The following is a 14,835-nucleotide window of genomic DNA, read 5'->3' as shown; positions in this document are numbered from 1 at the left end:
TAGACTTAGACCCGCGATCATATGGCATTTTTTTACTTAAAATATTTATCAGCGTAGGCTGTAACTTCACGAATATATTTTGTTGCTTCTACATTATATGACCCACCGTGCTCTGCACCTTTGACGATCCAGATTTTTTTCGGTTGATTAGCATTTTTATAGTTAGTATAAACATTGCTGGTAGGGACATATGTATCCTTAGAACCATGAATCAAAAACAGCGGCGTGTGACTCTTCTTCAGAGTATTCTTCGTGTTAGCTGCATAGAAATTATAACCAGCGAAGATCTTCGAATAAATAGCCGCCGTTTGTACCAGCGGAAAACTAGGTAAGTTGAACATTTCTTTCAATTGATAATTTAATTCACCAGAAATTGTCGCGTAGCCACAGTCTTCGACGGCCCATTTGACATTCTTCGGTTGCTTACCTAGTGTATACATCACTGTGGCAGCCCCCATACTGATCCCGTACATCCCTATCTGCGAGTCTTGTCCGTTCAATTGATTGATACGACTGATCCACTTTAAGATGTCACTACGGTCTTTCCAGCCATATCCAGCGTACTCACCTTGACTCATCCCAAACGAACGATTATCTGGTGCCAATACGTTATAGCCTGCATCATGGAACATTTTAACGTATGAGCCCATGTACTTGCTGGCACTCGCATAGCCGTGGACGACTAGAACCGTCTTGTCCGTCTTCGTTTCGGCTGGCAAATATCTAGCCTTCAGTGTCAGGCCGTCTTTGGATTTTTCTGTCCAAATTTGTTGATCCTGTTGACTAAACCATTTGTTGTTACCCACTAGCGGAATATTGTCATTGTTACTACTGTATTGACCCTTTTTAAATGCGTAGTTGAACAAATACGCTCCCCCAGCCAGATCTGCAATAATAATGATCCCAACTAGCGAGAGTAATATTATCTTTACTAATTTTTTCCCATTCATAAATCTAACCCACTTCTTCATTGTAAATGTACTAATATAATATCATCTTAACCAAAAAAAAGTTGAGTTTTCTACTCAACTTTTGATGGATTAATTTAATTGTTGATTAGCACTATTCATCATTGAAGGCTGTGAATCAACCTTGTGGAACCAATGTGTATGTGAATCAAAGAATGCGATCATATCATTCATAAAGTACATGATGTATGTCAAGAATAATACTGGACTTGCATCACCTTGAGCAGCCGTAACACCCCAAAGGATGATCGACATAACACCTTGAACAGTCCAGAAATAATATTGTTCACGGAAGCGTAATGTACACAATAGCGCACCTGTAAAACCAATGGCACTGGCAACTGAATCGATAACTGGTCTGGGGCTAATAAATAGATGTGTATCCATCAAATATAATAGACCCCATGAAGCAAAGAAGAATACTGCTGTTAGTAACCATTTTGGAGCTGTAAGTCCGTGAATATGCTTCTCAGCATCCTTGGCCCATTGTGGACTAACTAAAACAGGAATATCCAAAAGAATAATATAACTGGTTTGTAGTACAACATCAGCGAAATTCTTAGCGTTGATCGCTACAAAAATATAGATAAGGGCTGAAACTAATCCTAATACACCGTTTAAAGGTTTGGCGTTAGTAATTGCCACCGTGCAAGTAAAACCTAATACACCAGCAAACCAAGTTGCTACGGCAATTCCACTCATACTGTGTGATAGTGTTGAAGCTGTGATTGCGCCTATTCCAAACATTAAAAGCATGTAGCTTTTAAAACTCCAACCTTTCATTTGTTCGACATACCACTTTGGGCTAAAAATACTTGTCATTTAATCCTTCTCCTAACTTTTTAAAACTAAATTTGTTCCCCTTTAAACGAACAACAGATAAAATATTACCACTCTGATTATAAATTTCCACGGTTTGTTTTTAGTGAAAATACGAGCAAAAGTGTTCGGCGCCGTCAGAACAAGGATTAAAGAATAATATTAAATTTTTTATATTAATTGTGATACCGGTACCATATCTAGTATATCTTTTAGTGGTCAATACCAAATATAGATATTCACATTAAAAAAAATAATCCTTCAGCAGGATTATTTTTCAGAAAATTATATTTTACCTACCAAATCAGCACCCGGTACGATTGTTTTTTCGCCTGGATGCCAATTTGCTGGACAAACATTGTCGCCATTCTCAGCTACAAATTGTGCGGCCTCTAATGTTCTTAGGATTTCTTGAGCATTACGACCAATACCCATCGCATTTACTGTGTATGACTTGATAATACCTTTAGGATCGATGATGTAGACACCACGGTAGGCTTGACCACTTTCTGAATCGATTAAATCAAAGAAGTCCGCCAATTGATGCTTTTGATCCGCCAACATTGGATATTCGATCTTACCGATGCTTTCAGTGTTCTCTGCCCATGCCATATGTGAGAATTCACTATCAACTGATACTGAATAGATCTCAGCATTATTTGCTTTAAAATCAGCATAGTGTTTTTCTAAATCTTGCAATTCAGTTGGACAAACAAAAGAGAAATCAGCTGGATAAAAGAACAAGATGGACCATTTACCAAGCAAATTTTGCTTATTGTAGCTCTTTAATTCACCATTATGATACGCCTTGACATCAAAGTCAGGAATTTCTTTGTTGATATAATTCATAAGCTAAATACCTCCTCATTTATGACTATATTTTAATACAATTCAATTATTAAACCTAGCCGTAACTAATTTCTTTGCTAAAATGTACATATAACTTTTTTAAAGGACTGAAGATAATGCTAACTATCGAAAATCAAATTAAACAAATACGTGATTTTTCATATGACAAAATGGTAAAAGATCATACTGGACATAATTTTGATCACATCGAACGTGTCGTTAAAATGGCAACTCGCTTATCAAATGAAGAACACACCGACAAATTGATCACACTTGGAGCAGCTTACTTGCATGATGTCGCTGATGATAAATTAGTAGCCGATCCTGAACAACTGGAATCAGAAATAAAAGAATTTCTGAAAAGTATTGATCTGAAAGATGGTCAAATTGAAAGTATCCTCTATATCACTCATAATCTGTCATTCAGTAAGTCATTGAGCAAAAATCCTCCAAAGCTGTCCATTGAAGGTCAAGTAGTACAAGACGCAGATAGATTGGACGCCATTGGAGCGATCGGAATCACTCGGGCAATATACTACGGAGGTGCCAACGCTGAAACAATTTATGATCCCGCAATAAAACCTCGGGAAAAAATGAATAAGGCAGAATATCGAAATCTTGATAATGAAACAATAATTAATCATTTTTACGAAAAACTGTTAAAGTTAACTAGTATGATGAATACACCAACCGCAAAAAAAATTGCCTTACACCGACAACAATTCATGTATGAATTCTTAAATGAATTCAAATCAGAATGGTTATCTGAAATATAATTTTGGAGGGATATTATGGCATCATTTGAAGAACAAGATAAAGAATACTACGAACATATTTTGAGAAATCTGAACGAACGTGGAGTCACTCTACCAGACATTGCTGAAATAGTCATCTTCTTAGAGAAGTCATACGTGGAGGGACTGGACGAAGAAATATCAATCTATGCTATCAATAAAGTCCTCCATAAACGTGAAGCGCAAAACGCCATTATGACTGGGATCGAACTAGACGTTTTAGCTGAAAAAGGGTTACTATCCTCACCTATGCAGAGAATCATGAAAACTGATGAATCCACTTACGGTATCGATGAAAACTTGGCAATAACTCTTGCCAGCCTATACGGTTCTGTTTCAGTAACTAACTACGGCTACGTTGATAAACTAAAGCACGGGATTTTATCGAAGTTAAATGACAAGTCGACTGGCAAGATAAATGTCTTCTTAGACGACTTAGTTGGTGCGATTGCCGCTGCTGCTTGTGGTTGGTTAGCTCACAATGAAAATGAAGTCGAAGCGATGATCCGCCAAGGTAAATAAAATAATTCAAGAATTTATAAAACATTATGTTGAATTTGAATTTAATATAATCAGTAAATAAGATATGATTATGTAGAGGGGCATTCGATCAGTTATTATTAATACTTAAGATAGAAGAATCAATATGAAAAAGTATAATAATATCTTAAAAAACAAACGATTAAAAATTGCCTATTATATCGTAATTATTATTTCTGGATTATTATCACTAGTTACCTTAGCTATCAGCTATGTGCCAGAAATTGACAATACTAAGTTGCCTTTTATCATCATTGATGTTGGTACCTTACTGATTTTTACGGTCGACTACTTTGCTAGATTTGCCCTTGCCAAGCATAAGTTAGTTTTTTTCCGTAAGAATATTTTTGACTTGCTGGCAATTATTCCATTTAACTCCATCTTCAGCGCCTTTCGAGTCTTTAGAGTTTTCAGAGTCTTTAAAGCAATGAAAATCTTCACCTTGATTCGATTCATGGGTACTGCGGGTAAATTACAAAAACATTTTAGCAAATTTTTAAAAATCAACGGTTTGATCTACTTGATGATCGTCAGTCTAATCGTCTTAGTCACTGCCTCAATCATGTACTCATTGGCTGAGGGCGTGTCTTTAGGCGAATCGTTCTGGTGGGCAATAGTTACTGCTTCGACAGTTGGCTATGGGGATGTCGCACCTACTACGATCATAGGCAGGATTGCTGCCGCTTCACTGATGCTGGTTGGGATTGGATTCATCGGGACCTTAACTAGTACAATAACTAATTATTTCACCCAAAGCACTAAAGAAAAAAATGAAAACAAACTAGATCAAATAATCATTAAATTAGATGATATATCCACTGAGAACCAAGAACTACATAACGAAATTGATAGTCTAAAAAAGCAATTACATGAGAATACAGAAAATGATTCATAGGGGGATCTATATGCATTCTAGAAAGACGATTTTAGATACGGTCAAAAATGAATGTCTTCGACGCAAAAAGCTCAAGAACATTCCATTCATACATTATTTTTCTAATGAATTTATGGAACGCAATACGCAGTATTTTTGTATCGAAGACTTTCTGAGTTCCATTGGAATAACGGATATCAGTACTCTCGATCACATTGATCAAGCCATGTGGGATACGGCCGTTAATCAGACGACAGTGTTTAAAAACTGGGACGAAATGCTCAGCATTGCCGGCTCTGAATACTATCAATTGAATATGCACGAAGGACTTGCCAATTAAACTGGCAAGTCTTTTTTGTTTTGCTAAATAATGGTGAATCTATATATTAACGGTCAAACTATATACATGTACACTACATACAGTTATACTATATGTAGTTGAACTGTATATAGTCCGACTATTCATTCAAGAAAGGAAATAAGTGATGAATCGAAATTCCAATTTACCATTAACTGAAACGACTTTTTATATTTTGTTGGTCCTAACTTCCCCAGCCCACGGTTATGCCATTATTCAAAAAATTGATGAGTTGAGTGACGGAGCAGTCAAGGTTGCAGCTGGAACTATGTATGGTGCGATCGAAAATCTTTTAAAGCTTAATTGGATCGAGGAGATTCCTAGTAAAGATAAGAGACGCAGGGTATATCAGATCACCAACTTAGGAACAGAAATACTTAAATTAGAAATAGAGCGATTAAAAAATCTAGTGGACTTATCCTCAAAACTAGGTTATTAGGAGGGGCATCATGAAGAAGTTCAAATTATTTTTATCATTTGACAACGAGGAAACATGGATCAACACGATTCAGGAAAATGGATACAAATTAACTCATATCAACTTGTTCTTTCACATTTATACTTTTAATAAGACAAATAATAGCAATTTATATACTCCATACGTAAGACTTGATGTTAGAAAAGGCGGTATGAACAAGACTGACTATGCTAATTACGTCACGCTGTTTGATGATAGTGGATGGAGATTGATCAAGGGCGGTCGTTATGGCGGAATTCAATATTTTCAACAAAAAAACTCTGACGTATCTAGAAATATTTTTTCCGATCAAGAATCCAAAGATAATATGAAAAAAAGATACGTTAATTTTGGATACATGCAGGGTTTTCTATTATTATTTTACATTTATATATTGTTCCCTAATATGTTCAGTGAATTGGGAAATATATTTAATGTTAAATCATGGTATTTAACCCCAGGACTATGGGAAATGAGCGGTTCCCTGTTCTGGAAAGCGATCATCTTTGAAACACCATTTGTATTATTGAGAATGCTTCCGATTTTTATATTTTTGTTTTTCGGAATCTATTCAATCCTCCGAGCAATTACTAATGATGAATCTCTGAAAAGTCGCAGTAAATAATTTCTATTAAAAATAGTGCACAAAAAAAGATGAGGCGGTTTGACCTCATCTCCATATTAGTTATCGTGAAAACAGAAAATAATTTTGCAGTACATTTCTGTACTGTAATGATATCATAACACTTTAATACTATCATTTCATTCCATAAGTCTTTTCTTAACTATACTGAAACAATTCTGTAATGTACCATTATGAAATAGGCCTTTTCAAATATGCAAGTAACTCTTTATTGAATACATCAGGTTGCTCTGCCATGATCACGTGGCCGGACTGTTCAATACCGATATGACTTATGTTGTTATTGTCCGTAAAGCATTCAGCAAAGTTACCATCAAAATAAGGACTTTGATTAGCTGTAACTAATAGCATTGGAGTTTGACAATCTTCCAAAACAGACCGCCAATCTTTTCTTGCATGATCGTATAATAACTCTAAATTGGCTTCCTTTATGAATGGAAATTGTTCCTTGGCAATTTTTAATTTCCAAAAAACACCATCATCAATACCATTCAGCGTCTCCTTATTATGCATTTTTAAACGCATTTTATAATTGGCACGAGTAATATCCATATAGCCATAATTCCATGAAGCCGTATTGAGCATTTTGGGAGATTGGTCAACGGCCACTAATTTTGACAATGGATAATCCGGATACTTTGAAAGAAATCCATAAATCACACTGGCACCCATTGAGTGGCCTACTAATATTAGACGGTCTAAATTAAGCGCATCCAAAAAATCTTTTAAATCATTTATTAAAATATTAATATTATCGAGTCCTAAATCACGTGTGGAGGCTCCGTGATTGCGCTGATCATAAGTGATCACTTCATAACCCTGATTGCTAAAGAAATCTATCTGATCTGTCCAAATTTGTTGATAGCCACCAAAACCATGGATGAATACCAGCGGTTGACCTTCACCGTACAAATAATAATTTAATTTCTTACCATCCCTAGTCGTTACTTCCATCTGTCAATGCCTCTCTAGTCAATCCTAAGAATATTGTAACTATCAAAAGATCTGCCGTACCGCCAAGACTCAAATGTCGCTCTGTGAACTCAGTTTGAATGTTTTCAAGAGCGGCTTTTCCTTCGGCAGTATCCAATCCACCAGCCTCAAAAAAACCTCGGATAAGCTTATTTTTCCAATCCAGCACTTCTATGGATCCAGCACGTTTGATCAAAGTAGAATCTTTGGTGTGCAAGGCTAATTCCATTAAAGTCGTTATCAGACGCTGATTCAAGTTTCCGTTTGTTCGTATGAAAGTCGGTAAACCATAATCAAAAACTAACGGATATCCTTCGGCAGCCTCACCGCGCACGCCCTTGATACCATATTGAAGGTATTGAGTTTCCCCTGCTGTTAATTTAGACTCATCAGCCGACGTAATCTTGTTATAATCAGTCTTCACTAATCCCTTGAGCATTTTTTTAACGACTTGCTGAATCATTGAGGCATCAAAATCATTGCCTTTACTAAGACTGATAGCGACAGCGCTCACTAGGACACCTAATGAAAAAATTGCTCCCTTATGAGTATTAATACCATTAGTAGCATCATACATGTCTGTTTCAGCAATTTTACCAAACTCACGAATCTGCCGAAAAATATCTCGATAGTCAGTATCTAATTGATAATTTAAACCTGCCTGAGCACACTTAGTCAAGTAGTGACGTAAACTGATACTACTGTCTAAAAACATAAAAACATCCATGTCAGGGTGTGCGCCCCACTCGACAGGGTCAACCAATCCCGGCTTAGGCCAAGCAGTAACTTCATATGTTAGAGCGCGTAATGCATTTGTTACCAATAATTGTGCTTTTTTCTTTTTAGATACTTCAGTCAATGATTCATCGATCAACTGACTAACTTTTGCTTGGAGTTCTTCAACTGAATGTTTTCGTGAACGACCACATTCTTTTGCTGGCCTACCACAAATCAGACAAGTTCTCTGGGTGTAACCTATCTCAGTTCTAGAGATAGATCTCATTTCTTCATCATCATCCAAAAATAAAACATCTAAATCAAATAACCTGCGATAAGTTTTGGATTCCTCAAAATTTGTCGTTATTTTTTTGACATTTTTTTCGGTGGCCTCAACGACATAAAACCGCTCAGGTCCGGTAGGAGCTTCTACCCATTCAATATTTTTGAAAAAAACCATCCCTTCATTCAACAGTAAATTTTCAAATTCCTCGAGTTGGTCAACGAAAAAAGCTTCCATTATATTGTTATTTTTAATTGGACCGGGGATATTCAACTTTGCACCAATTACTACTTCCGATGGGTATTGATTCAAAAGTTTATTTTGTACGAACACCCGCTTGTCCCGATTCGCTAAGACTGCGGGAATATCTTGTTCAATTCCAGTATCAAATAAATTAGTCATTACTTCACATCCATGTTCTCAAAATAAAAAGAAGCAAAAACTATTGATCGATAAGTTTTTACTCCTTTAATATTAATCTTTAATCTGTTTAATAGCATCAATTAATGTACCATCACGATACTCGACTAATGCGACTGTTCTATCAGTATATTGAATTGCTTCAGGTTTGCCAACGATTTTTTCAGCACGTTTTTGAAGTTCATCGATCGTAACGATTGGAAGTCCAGGAACTTTACTAAAAGTATCAATCAAATCTTGACGCTTAGGATTGATTGCGATTCCGACTTCAGTTACGAGAACATCAACTGAATCTCCAGGTGTAACAACAGTACTTACCTTTGGTACGACCGTTGCGATACGACCACGTGTTAGAGGAGCAGAGATGATCGTCATCTTAGATGTGGCAGCATCTTGATGTCCACCAACAGCGCCACGAATGACGCCATTTGAACCAGTCATAACATTGACATTGAAGTCAGTATCAATCTCTAAGGCTGAAAGAATAGCAACATCTAATTGATCGACCATTGCACCTTTATTATCTGGATCAGCATACCATGAGGCGTCGATCTCTTGTTGATTCTTGTTACTCTTCATTGAACTGGCGGCACCTTTGTCAAAGTCTTGGACATCCATAACTTTGCCTACGAGACCTTCCTCTAGCAAGTCAACGATAGGTTTGGTGATTCCACCTAATGCGAATGAGGCCTTGATTTCATTGTCGATCATTGATTGACGAAGGAATCTGGCAACGGCAAGGGCAGCACCACCGGAACCTGTTTGGAATGAAAATCCTTGCTTGAAGTATGGTGAATGAATGATTACATCGTTAACCATCTTAGCAATCTTCAAGTCCTTAGGATTCTTGGTGAATCTAGTAGCACCTGTACCAATACGATCAGGGTCTCCGACTTGATCCACTTTAACGACATAGTCAACTTGTGTTTGTTTGATCGAAGCAGGTGTATTAGGATAGTCAACCAAGTTATCAGTCAATAAAACAACCTTATCTGCATAGTTGGCATCCATCAAGGCATAGCCCAGTGAACCAAAAGCCGCATCGCCATTCATACCATTGGCATTTCCTAGACGATCAGCATTTGGAACACCTAAGAAAGCAACGTCGATCTTGATATCTCCTGATTCAATAGATCTAGCTCTATTACCGTGTGAACGGAAGACCACAGGGTTCTTTAGTAGTCCATGAGAAACAGCTTCACCTAAACTACCACGCATACCAGAGCTTGTAATATTTGTGATCGTTCCAGCTTTGATGGCTTCAACGACCTTGTCATTCATAACATTGGTCAATGATGAAGGTGCTAGCGTCAAATCCTTGATACCAGCATTGATGATGATATCCATAACCTTGTTGAAGACAAAATCACCTTCACGGAAATGGTGGTGGAATGAGATTGTCATACCATCTTTAACGTTATTTTTTACTACATCTTCAATGGAATCAACTACTTTGTTGTCACCAGTAGATACGTGAACCTTTGGAGCGATTCGTTGAATTTCGGGATTACCAATCTCTGTCGTCTCAAATGTCTTGTAACCCTCGTTTAAAATTTCATCTGATATTTCGCGTCCAACACTATTCTTCAATGTATTCACCCTCCTCATTAATCAAATGTGATGCTTTAGCTAAACGAACTACACGTTGTGCTCTCAAAACAACTGGACGGTCAACCATTTGTCCGTTCATTGAGATAACACCTGAACCCTTAGCCTTAGCTTCTTCGATAGCTGCTTCAACATCCAAAGCATTTTCGATTTCTTTTTTAGTTGGTTCATAAACTTTGTTGACCCAATCAATTTGACGAGGGTTAACCAATGATTTACCATCAAATCCTAGTTGATGAATGTGTTTCGTTTCACGTTCGAATCCTTCAGTATCATTCATATTAGTAAAGACAGTGTCAAATGCGGCGATACCAGCGGCACGTGAAGCATGTAAGATCATGTTACGTGCAAATTCAAGTTCAGCTCCATCTGGATAACGGTGTGTCTTCATATCAGTCGTATAATCTTCGGCTGATAGAGCCAAACCGATCATTCTATCTGAACTCTCAGCGATCTCCAAGGCTTTTAGGACGCCACGAGCACTTTCGATAGCTGCCATAACATGTGTTGTACCAACTTTGATGCCGAATTTCTTTTCAGCCTCTTCGATAGTTGAGACGAGGTCTTTCATCATTTGAGCTGATTCAACCTTTGGCAAACGAATGACTTCAATTCCAGCCTTGACCATTGCGAAAACATCACTTCTGAAGAATGGTGTGTCGATACCATTAACACGCACTACTAATTCAGCTTTTCCATAGTCTTGTGTTTGTAATGCTTCGTATACTAAGATTCTTGCGGCATCTTTTTGATCCATCGAAACAGAGTCTTCAAGATCAAACATAATCGAATCCGCACCATAGATACCAGCATCTTTGACCATCCCTGAATTATTACCAGGGACAAACATCATTGTACGACGTAAACGTTCTTCCATGATTAGAGTACCTCCCAGTTTGGTTCATCAGTTGTACCCAATGCACGTTGTGCTGCTGCCATGGTACGAGCTTTGACTACACAGTCCAATGCACCCTTATCAACTGCCTTAACCTTTGCATCTGTGATTCCATATTTGTTCAATGTATCGGTGATAACCTTTTTGATTTGACCACCATACAATGCATCAACTGATGAATCCAAATCAATCACGATTCCACTTCCCTCACTAAGAGTAATTTGGATATCTGATGATTCCAAAGTACCAGCAAGTGCTGTTTCCTTAATTCCCATTTTACTTACTTCCCTTCTTTATCAATCTTGCTTTTAAATTTGAATAATTATTTTTAACGAATTCCCAAGTCGTCTTTGGCAGGAATTCTTGTAACAACTTTTGATTATCATCTAAGATTGCTTGACGAACTTTTGTTGCGGAGATGATTGCATCGCCAACAGTCTTACGTTTGATTATTTCAACTTTGACTTCCGGAGGTAAAATATCCAAAAGTTCCTTATTGTAACTATCCGTCGTCTTGGAGTATGGTTCTTCCCCTAAATAACGTGTAGTTATATTTAACGGTTTAGCAATTTGATTCTTAAACAAAATTGCATCCAATCGTGCTTGATAAGTGCCGATCTCTTGGTCAGATTTCAAAAAATAAGCTGGAAAAGTCGCCGGACTGATGATGTAATCATTACCTGAGACAACTGTTACATTTTGTAAGTCATCAATGCCTTGCTTCACCAGGTCGATGCGTTCGGAATAAGTGAATAATGAAACATCATTTTTTACTACAAACACATAAACTTGATCATTATTTTTGCTAGCAACTTCTACCAACCTTCGATGTCCAAGGGTAAATGGATTAGCATTCATTACGATTGCCCCCACCTTACCTTCAAAGTGAGGCAACTGTTCGATATATTCATCGATACCGGGAACACCGGTTTCTAGAATGGCACCAGTCTCACTGACGGCTAGTTTTTTGAAACCCACGTATTCAAAGCTCTGTACGTATTTTGGTTTAGTAAATACGAATAAATGGAAGCGACCCATCTGTGCAGCCTGTTGCATTAAATAACTGACAACCTTATTAAATAAGGCACCACCTTCTTTGTACTTAGAACAAACGGCGACATATTTAATAACGTTACCAGCAATCGAACCCGTTGCTGCACGGTCACCGTCTTCTTCCCAAAGAAATGTTTTTTCAATTGAATCTACTTCATTAGGACTAAATTCGGTGATTCCGTTGATCTCCATGAATGACTGCCATTTCTTACGGTAACGAGGGATGGCAATATTAATTTGACGAACTTCCATTTGAACACTTCCGATTATTAATTACTTGTTTGTTTCAGCGTATTTGATAACTGCTAATGAAACTGTTTCAACGACACCATTATCAAATACTCCGGGAACAATCTTTTCCGCACTTGGCTTAGCCACCAAACCGGCCAACCCTTGTGCAATAGCTTGCTCAAGTCCTAAAGTGACTTTTTTAAGTCCAGATGACAAGAGCCCTTTGTATAATCCTGGGAATACCAAGATATTGTTAACCTGATTAGGATATTGACTTGAACCAGTGGCAATTATTGAAGCACCTGCTTCTTTAGCAACCTCTGGAGCAATTTCAGGTTTTGGATTTGCGAGACCGAAGATGATTGGATCGTCTGCCATTGATGCAACGTCTTGCTTGCTCAAGACATCCGAATCAGATAATCCGATGAAAGCATCCTTATCAACTACCGCATCACTCAATGATTGATATTTCGTCTGGTTAGAACTCTGAGCAGCCACTTCACGTTGGTACTTATTATAGGTAATGTCATCTGCTGAAACAGGTCCATGGATATCAACCAAAGTTAAATTCTTGATACCAGCAGCTAACAACAATCTTGCTGTCGCAACACCAGAAGCCCCAACACCATTTAAAACAACTGATAGATCTTCTAACTTCTTACCTGATACCTTGGCCGCATTGATCAAACCTGCCAGTACAACTACGGCAGTACCTTCTTGATCATCGTGATAGACTGGTATATCAACTGCTTCAGCGAGTTTTTCTTCAATTTCAAAACACTTAGGAGCGGCGATATCTTCAAGATGGAAACCAGCAAATGACTTAGATATATTCTTCAATGTCTCTACGAACTCATCTACTGGTACTTGATCGACCGTCAACGGAATAGCATCGACTCCGGACAAGTCCTTATATAGCAATGCTTTACCTTCAACGACTGGCAAACCGCCAGCTGGTCCGATATTTCCTAATCCTAAGACAGCCGATCCGTCAGTAACTAAGGCGACTAACTTACCGCTCATAGTGTACTTAGCTTTCATTTCTGGGTAACGTTCGATAAATTTCGAAATGACAGCTACACCCGGCGTATATGCCTCACCAAGTTCTCTTTTATTTTTTACGTCAAGACTAGGTGCGATACCTAAGACCCCACGATTTTGGGCGTGAAGAGATAAAATTTTATCATCATCTTCCATCCAAATCATCTCCTGTTCTTTATTTCACTAATAAATATATCACTCTTTTACAATAATGCAAAATTATGCTGTATTTTTAAATAATTTAAAAAATAGTTTTTAAATATAAAAAAACAACTCTGTGATGATATAATTAAATTAAAAACGAACGGATGACATTTATGAAAGCAGAACATAATATTTTATTAGGTAATCTGGCGCAAGATTACTATTTAAGCAAAATGTCGATCAACGACATAAGTAAGAAATACTCGATCAGCCGTTACCTCATCTTAAAATACTTAGATGAGGCTTTGACTACTGGTATCGTTGATATTAACATTCACTCTGGTTACGAGCGAAACGTTGAACTCGAGCGCAAGCTATTAAATAAATTCAATATCAATCATTTATACGTTATCAAAGACCCCGTCAATCCGACTAAGAGGGACGAGTTGATCTCATCATTCTCCGCTGTACAAACACAAGCTATCATCAAGAACTGTAATGTTGTTGGTTTGTCTTGGGGCGAAACTGTCTATGAAGTGCTCGATCATTTCAATAAGAGCTCACATGAGGATTTGGTCTTCACTCAATTCATGGGCGAAAACATGAAATACAAATCATCCTCAGGCTCAATGCGAATGGTGCAACAAGCCGCCGCAAAGTACGATGTGCCATACTACACCATGCCCGGCCCACTCTATATCATCGATAATGATGTTAGACACGGGTTCATGAATGAGCCGACATCAACTAGAGCTTTTAATATTGCTAAAAAGGCTGATCTGTTGATCTGTGGACTAGGCACCCTTGCCTCGATCGACTCCATTGAAGTTTGGCATGATAACAAAACTAAGATTTTTCCCAAAGTTGATTTAGATAAAATCGTTGGACTAGTTTACGGTAGACCATACGACATCAATGGTGAATTTTTGAATCTCGACGATGATAAGACACTATCGATTCCTCTTGATAATATTTTGAACGTGTCACGTAGATTTGCGATCGTTCAAAGTAAGGCCAAGTATAAGGCCGCTCTAGGGGCACTACGAGGAGACTTCTTTACTGATATGGTGATGACCGAGGCAATTGCCTTGAAACTAGAAAATGAAATCAATTAAATTTAACTGATTTGACCAAAAAGGACGATATCCGAATAATTTCGATATCGTCCT

Annotated in this window: 17 protein-coding genes; 7 read left to right on the top strand and 10 right to left on the bottom strand. The window is 37.6% G+C overall.

The genetic code is table 11. The features are described from left to right. Positions 1-32: 32 nt before the first annotated feature. The 3 genes from AC27FM_RS00650 to AC27FM_RS00640 all read right to left on the bottom strand — a co-directional run bounded on the left by AC27FM_RS00650 (position 33) and on the right by AC27FM_RS00640 (position 2,636). Entirely contained in the window at positions 33-950 is a 918-nt protein-coding gene (locus AC27FM_RS00650) for an alpha/beta hydrolase (RefSeq protein ID WP_487085231.1), read from the bottom strand. A gap of 90 nt (positions 951-1,040) precedes the next feature. Further along, positions 1,041-1,790: a nicotinamide riboside transporter PnuC gene (pnuC, locus tag AC27FM_RS00645; protein ID WP_487085230.1), complete on the bottom strand. Its 750-nt coding sequence runs from the start codon at positions 1,788-1,790 to the stop codon at positions 1,041-1,043. A 282-nt stretch (positions 1,791-2,072) separates the two neighbouring features. Then, entirely contained in the window at positions 2,073-2,636 is a 564-nt protein-coding gene (locus tag AC27FM_RS00640) for a peroxiredoxin (RefSeq protein WP_487085228.1), read from the bottom strand. A 116-nt stretch (positions 2,637-2,752) separates the two neighbouring features. On the opposite strand from AC27FM_RS00640, the gene AC27FM_RS00635 reads away from it, so the two are divergent. The 6 genes from AC27FM_RS00635 to AC27FM_RS00610 all read left to right on the top strand — a co-directional run bounded on the left by AC27FM_RS00635 (position 2,753) and on the right by AC27FM_RS00610 (position 6,284). Next, positions 2,753-3,412: an HD domain-containing protein gene (locus AC27FM_RS00635; RefSeq protein WP_487085226.1), complete on the top strand. Its 660-nt coding sequence runs from the start codon at positions 2,753-2,755 to the stop codon at positions 3,410-3,412. A 15-nt stretch (positions 3,413-3,427) separates the two neighbouring features. Continuing rightward, positions 3,428-3,952, top strand: a complete 525-nt coding sequence (locus tag AC27FM_RS00630; protein WP_487085224.1) for a phosphatidylglycerophosphatase A family protein — start codon at positions 3,428-3,430, stop codon at positions 3,950-3,952. Between the two features lie 124 nt (positions 3,953-4,076). Next, positions 4,077-4,865, top strand: coding sequence for an ion transporter (locus AC27FM_RS00625; protein WP_487085223.1), 789 nt, complete (start codon positions 4,077-4,079; stop codon positions 4,863-4,865). Between the two features lie 10 nt (positions 4,866-4,875). After that, positions 4,876-5,184 carry a hypothetical protein gene (locus AC27FM_RS00620; protein ID WP_487085221.1) on the top strand — a complete coding sequence of 103 codons (309 nt, stop codon included), beginning with the start codon at positions 4,876-4,878 and terminating at the stop codon, positions 5,182-5,184. Between the two features lie 145 nt (positions 5,185-5,329). After that, on the top strand, positions 5,330-5,641 hold the full coding sequence (locus AC27FM_RS00615) for a PadR family transcriptional regulator (protein WP_487085219.1): 312 nt from the start codon (positions 5,330-5,332) through the stop codon (positions 5,639-5,641). Between the two features lie 10 nt (positions 5,642-5,651). Beyond that, positions 5,652-6,284 carry a DUF2812 domain-containing protein gene (locus AC27FM_RS00610; protein WP_487085217.1) on the top strand — a complete coding sequence of 211 codons (633 nt, stop codon included), beginning with the start codon at positions 5,652-5,654 and terminating at the stop codon, positions 6,282-6,284. Positions 6,285-6,473: 189 nt separating this feature from the next. Here the strand turns inward: AC27FM_RS00610 and AC27FM_RS00605 are convergent, their stop codons facing one another. The 7 genes from AC27FM_RS00605 to AC27FM_RS00575 form a co-directional block, all read right to left on the bottom strand. Next, complete coding sequence (locus AC27FM_RS00605; protein ID WP_487085215.1) at positions 6,474-7,256, bottom strand: alpha/beta fold hydrolase; 783 nt, start codon at positions 7,254-7,256, stop codon at positions 6,474-6,476. Next, positions 7,240-8,676: a triphosphoribosyl-dephospho-CoA synthase CitG gene (gene citG, locus AC27FM_RS00600; protein ID WP_487085213.1), complete on the bottom strand. Its 1,437-nt coding sequence runs from the start codon at positions 8,674-8,676 to the stop codon at positions 7,240-7,242. Before citG ends, AC27FM_RS00605 begins: the two co-directional genes overlap by 17 nt. A gap of 72 nt (positions 8,677-8,748) precedes the next feature. Continuing rightward, positions 8,749-10,284, bottom strand: coding sequence for a citrate lyase subunit alpha (gene citF, locus AC27FM_RS00595; protein ID WP_487085212.1), 1,536 nt, complete (start codon positions 10,282-10,284; stop codon positions 8,749-8,751). Continuing rightward, on the bottom strand, positions 10,274-11,179 hold the full coding sequence (gene citE / locus AC27FM_RS00590) for a citrate (pro-3S)-lyase subunit beta (protein WP_487085210.1): 906 nt from the start codon (positions 11,177-11,179) through the stop codon (positions 10,274-10,276). The genes citF and citE overlap by 11 nt, the downstream gene beginning before the upstream one ends. A gap of 2 nt (positions 11,180-11,181) precedes the next feature. Then, on the bottom strand, positions 11,182-11,472 hold the full coding sequence (gene citD, locus AC27FM_RS00585; protein WP_487085209.1) for a citrate lyase acyl carrier protein: 291 nt from the start codon (positions 11,470-11,472) through the stop codon (positions 11,182-11,184). Position 11,473: 1 nt separating this feature from the next. Then, positions 11,474-12,502, bottom strand: a complete 1,029-nt coding sequence (gene citC / locus AC27FM_RS00580) for a [citrate (pro-3S)-lyase] ligase (protein ID WP_487085207.1) — start codon at positions 12,500-12,502, stop codon at positions 11,474-11,476. 21 nt (positions 12,503-12,523) lie between these two features. Further along, on the bottom strand, positions 12,524-13,678 hold the full coding sequence (locus AC27FM_RS00575; protein ID WP_487085206.1) for an NAD(P)-dependent malic enzyme: 1,155 nt from the start codon (positions 13,676-13,678) through the stop codon (positions 12,524-12,526). A gap of 161 nt (positions 13,679-13,839) precedes the next feature. Between AC27FM_RS00575 and AC27FM_RS00570 the strand changes: the two genes are divergently transcribed. After that, positions 13,840-14,781 (top strand): sugar-binding transcriptional regulator, encoded by a 942-nt coding sequence (locus tag AC27FM_RS00570; protein ID WP_487085205.1) that lies wholly within the window; start codon positions 13,840-13,842, stop codon positions 14,779-14,781. The last annotated feature ends 54 nt before the right edge of the window (positions 14,782-14,835 follow it).

It is taken from the genome of Companilactobacillus sp. y65-5 (assembly GCF_057541095.1).
This window is presented reverse-complemented; position numbering and strand designations above follow the sequence as displayed.

What these genes read in the sequence shown, in the direction of transcription:
- AC27FM_RS00610 (WP_487085217.1), top strand. Translation starts at nt 5,652, where the DNA reads ATGAAGAAGTTCAAATTATTTTTATCATTTGACAACGAGGAAACATGG.
- AC27FM_RS00615 (WP_487085219.1), top strand. Translation starts at nt 5,330, where the DNA reads ATGAATCGAAATTCCAATTTACCATTAACTGAAACGACTTTTTATATT.
- AC27FM_RS00635 (WP_487085226.1), top strand. Translation starts at nt 2,753, where the DNA reads ATGCTAACTATCGAAAATCAAATTAAACAAATACGTGATTTTTCATAT.
- citG (WP_487085213.1), bottom strand. Translation starts at nt 8,676, where the DNA reads ATGACTAATTTATTTGATACTGGAATTGAACAAGATATTCCCGCAGTC.
- AC27FM_RS00630 (WP_487085224.1), top strand. Translation starts at nt 3,428, where the DNA reads ATGGCATCATTTGAAGAACAAGATAAAGAATACTACGAACATATTTTG.
- AC27FM_RS00605 (WP_487085215.1), bottom strand. Translation starts at nt 7,256, where the DNA reads ATGGAAGTAACGACTAGGGATGGTAAGAAATTAAATTATTATTTGTAC.
- pnuC (WP_487085230.1), bottom strand. Translation starts at nt 1,790, where the DNA reads ATGACAAGTATTTTTAGCCCAAAGTGGTATGTCGAACAAATGAAAGGT.
- AC27FM_RS00625 (WP_487085223.1), top strand. Translation starts at nt 4,077, where the DNA reads ATGAAAAAGTATAATAATATCTTAAAAAACAAACGATTAAAAATTGCC.
- AC27FM_RS00650 (WP_487085231.1), bottom strand. Translation starts at nt 950, where the DNA reads ATGAATGGGAAAAAATTAGTAAAGATAATATTACTCTCGCTAGTTGGG.
- citE (WP_487085210.1), bottom strand. Translation starts at nt 11,179, where the DNA reads ATGGAAGAACGTTTACGTCGTACAATGATGTTTGTCCCTGGTAATAAT.
- AC27FM_RS00570 (WP_487085205.1), top strand. Translation starts at nt 13,840, where the DNA reads ATGAAAGCAGAACATAATATTTTATTAGGTAATCTGGCGCAAGATTAC.
- citC (WP_487085207.1), bottom strand. Translation starts at nt 12,502, where the DNA reads ATGGAAGTTCGTCAAATTAATATTGCCATCCCTCGTTACCGTAAGAAA.
- AC27FM_RS00575 (WP_487085206.1), bottom strand. Translation starts at nt 13,678, where the DNA reads ATGGAAGATGATGATAAAATTTTATCTCTTCACGCCCAAAATCGTGGG.
- AC27FM_RS00620 (WP_487085221.1), top strand. Translation starts at nt 4,876, where the DNA reads ATGCATTCTAGAAAGACGATTTTAGATACGGTCAAAAATGAATGTCTT.
- AC27FM_RS00640 (WP_487085228.1), bottom strand. Translation starts at nt 2,636, where the DNA reads ATGAATTATATCAACAAAGAAATTCCTGACTTTGATGTCAAGGCGTAT.
- citD (WP_487085209.1), bottom strand. Translation starts at nt 11,472, where the DNA reads ATGGGAATTAAGGAAACAGCACTTGCTGGTACTTTGGAATCATCAGAT.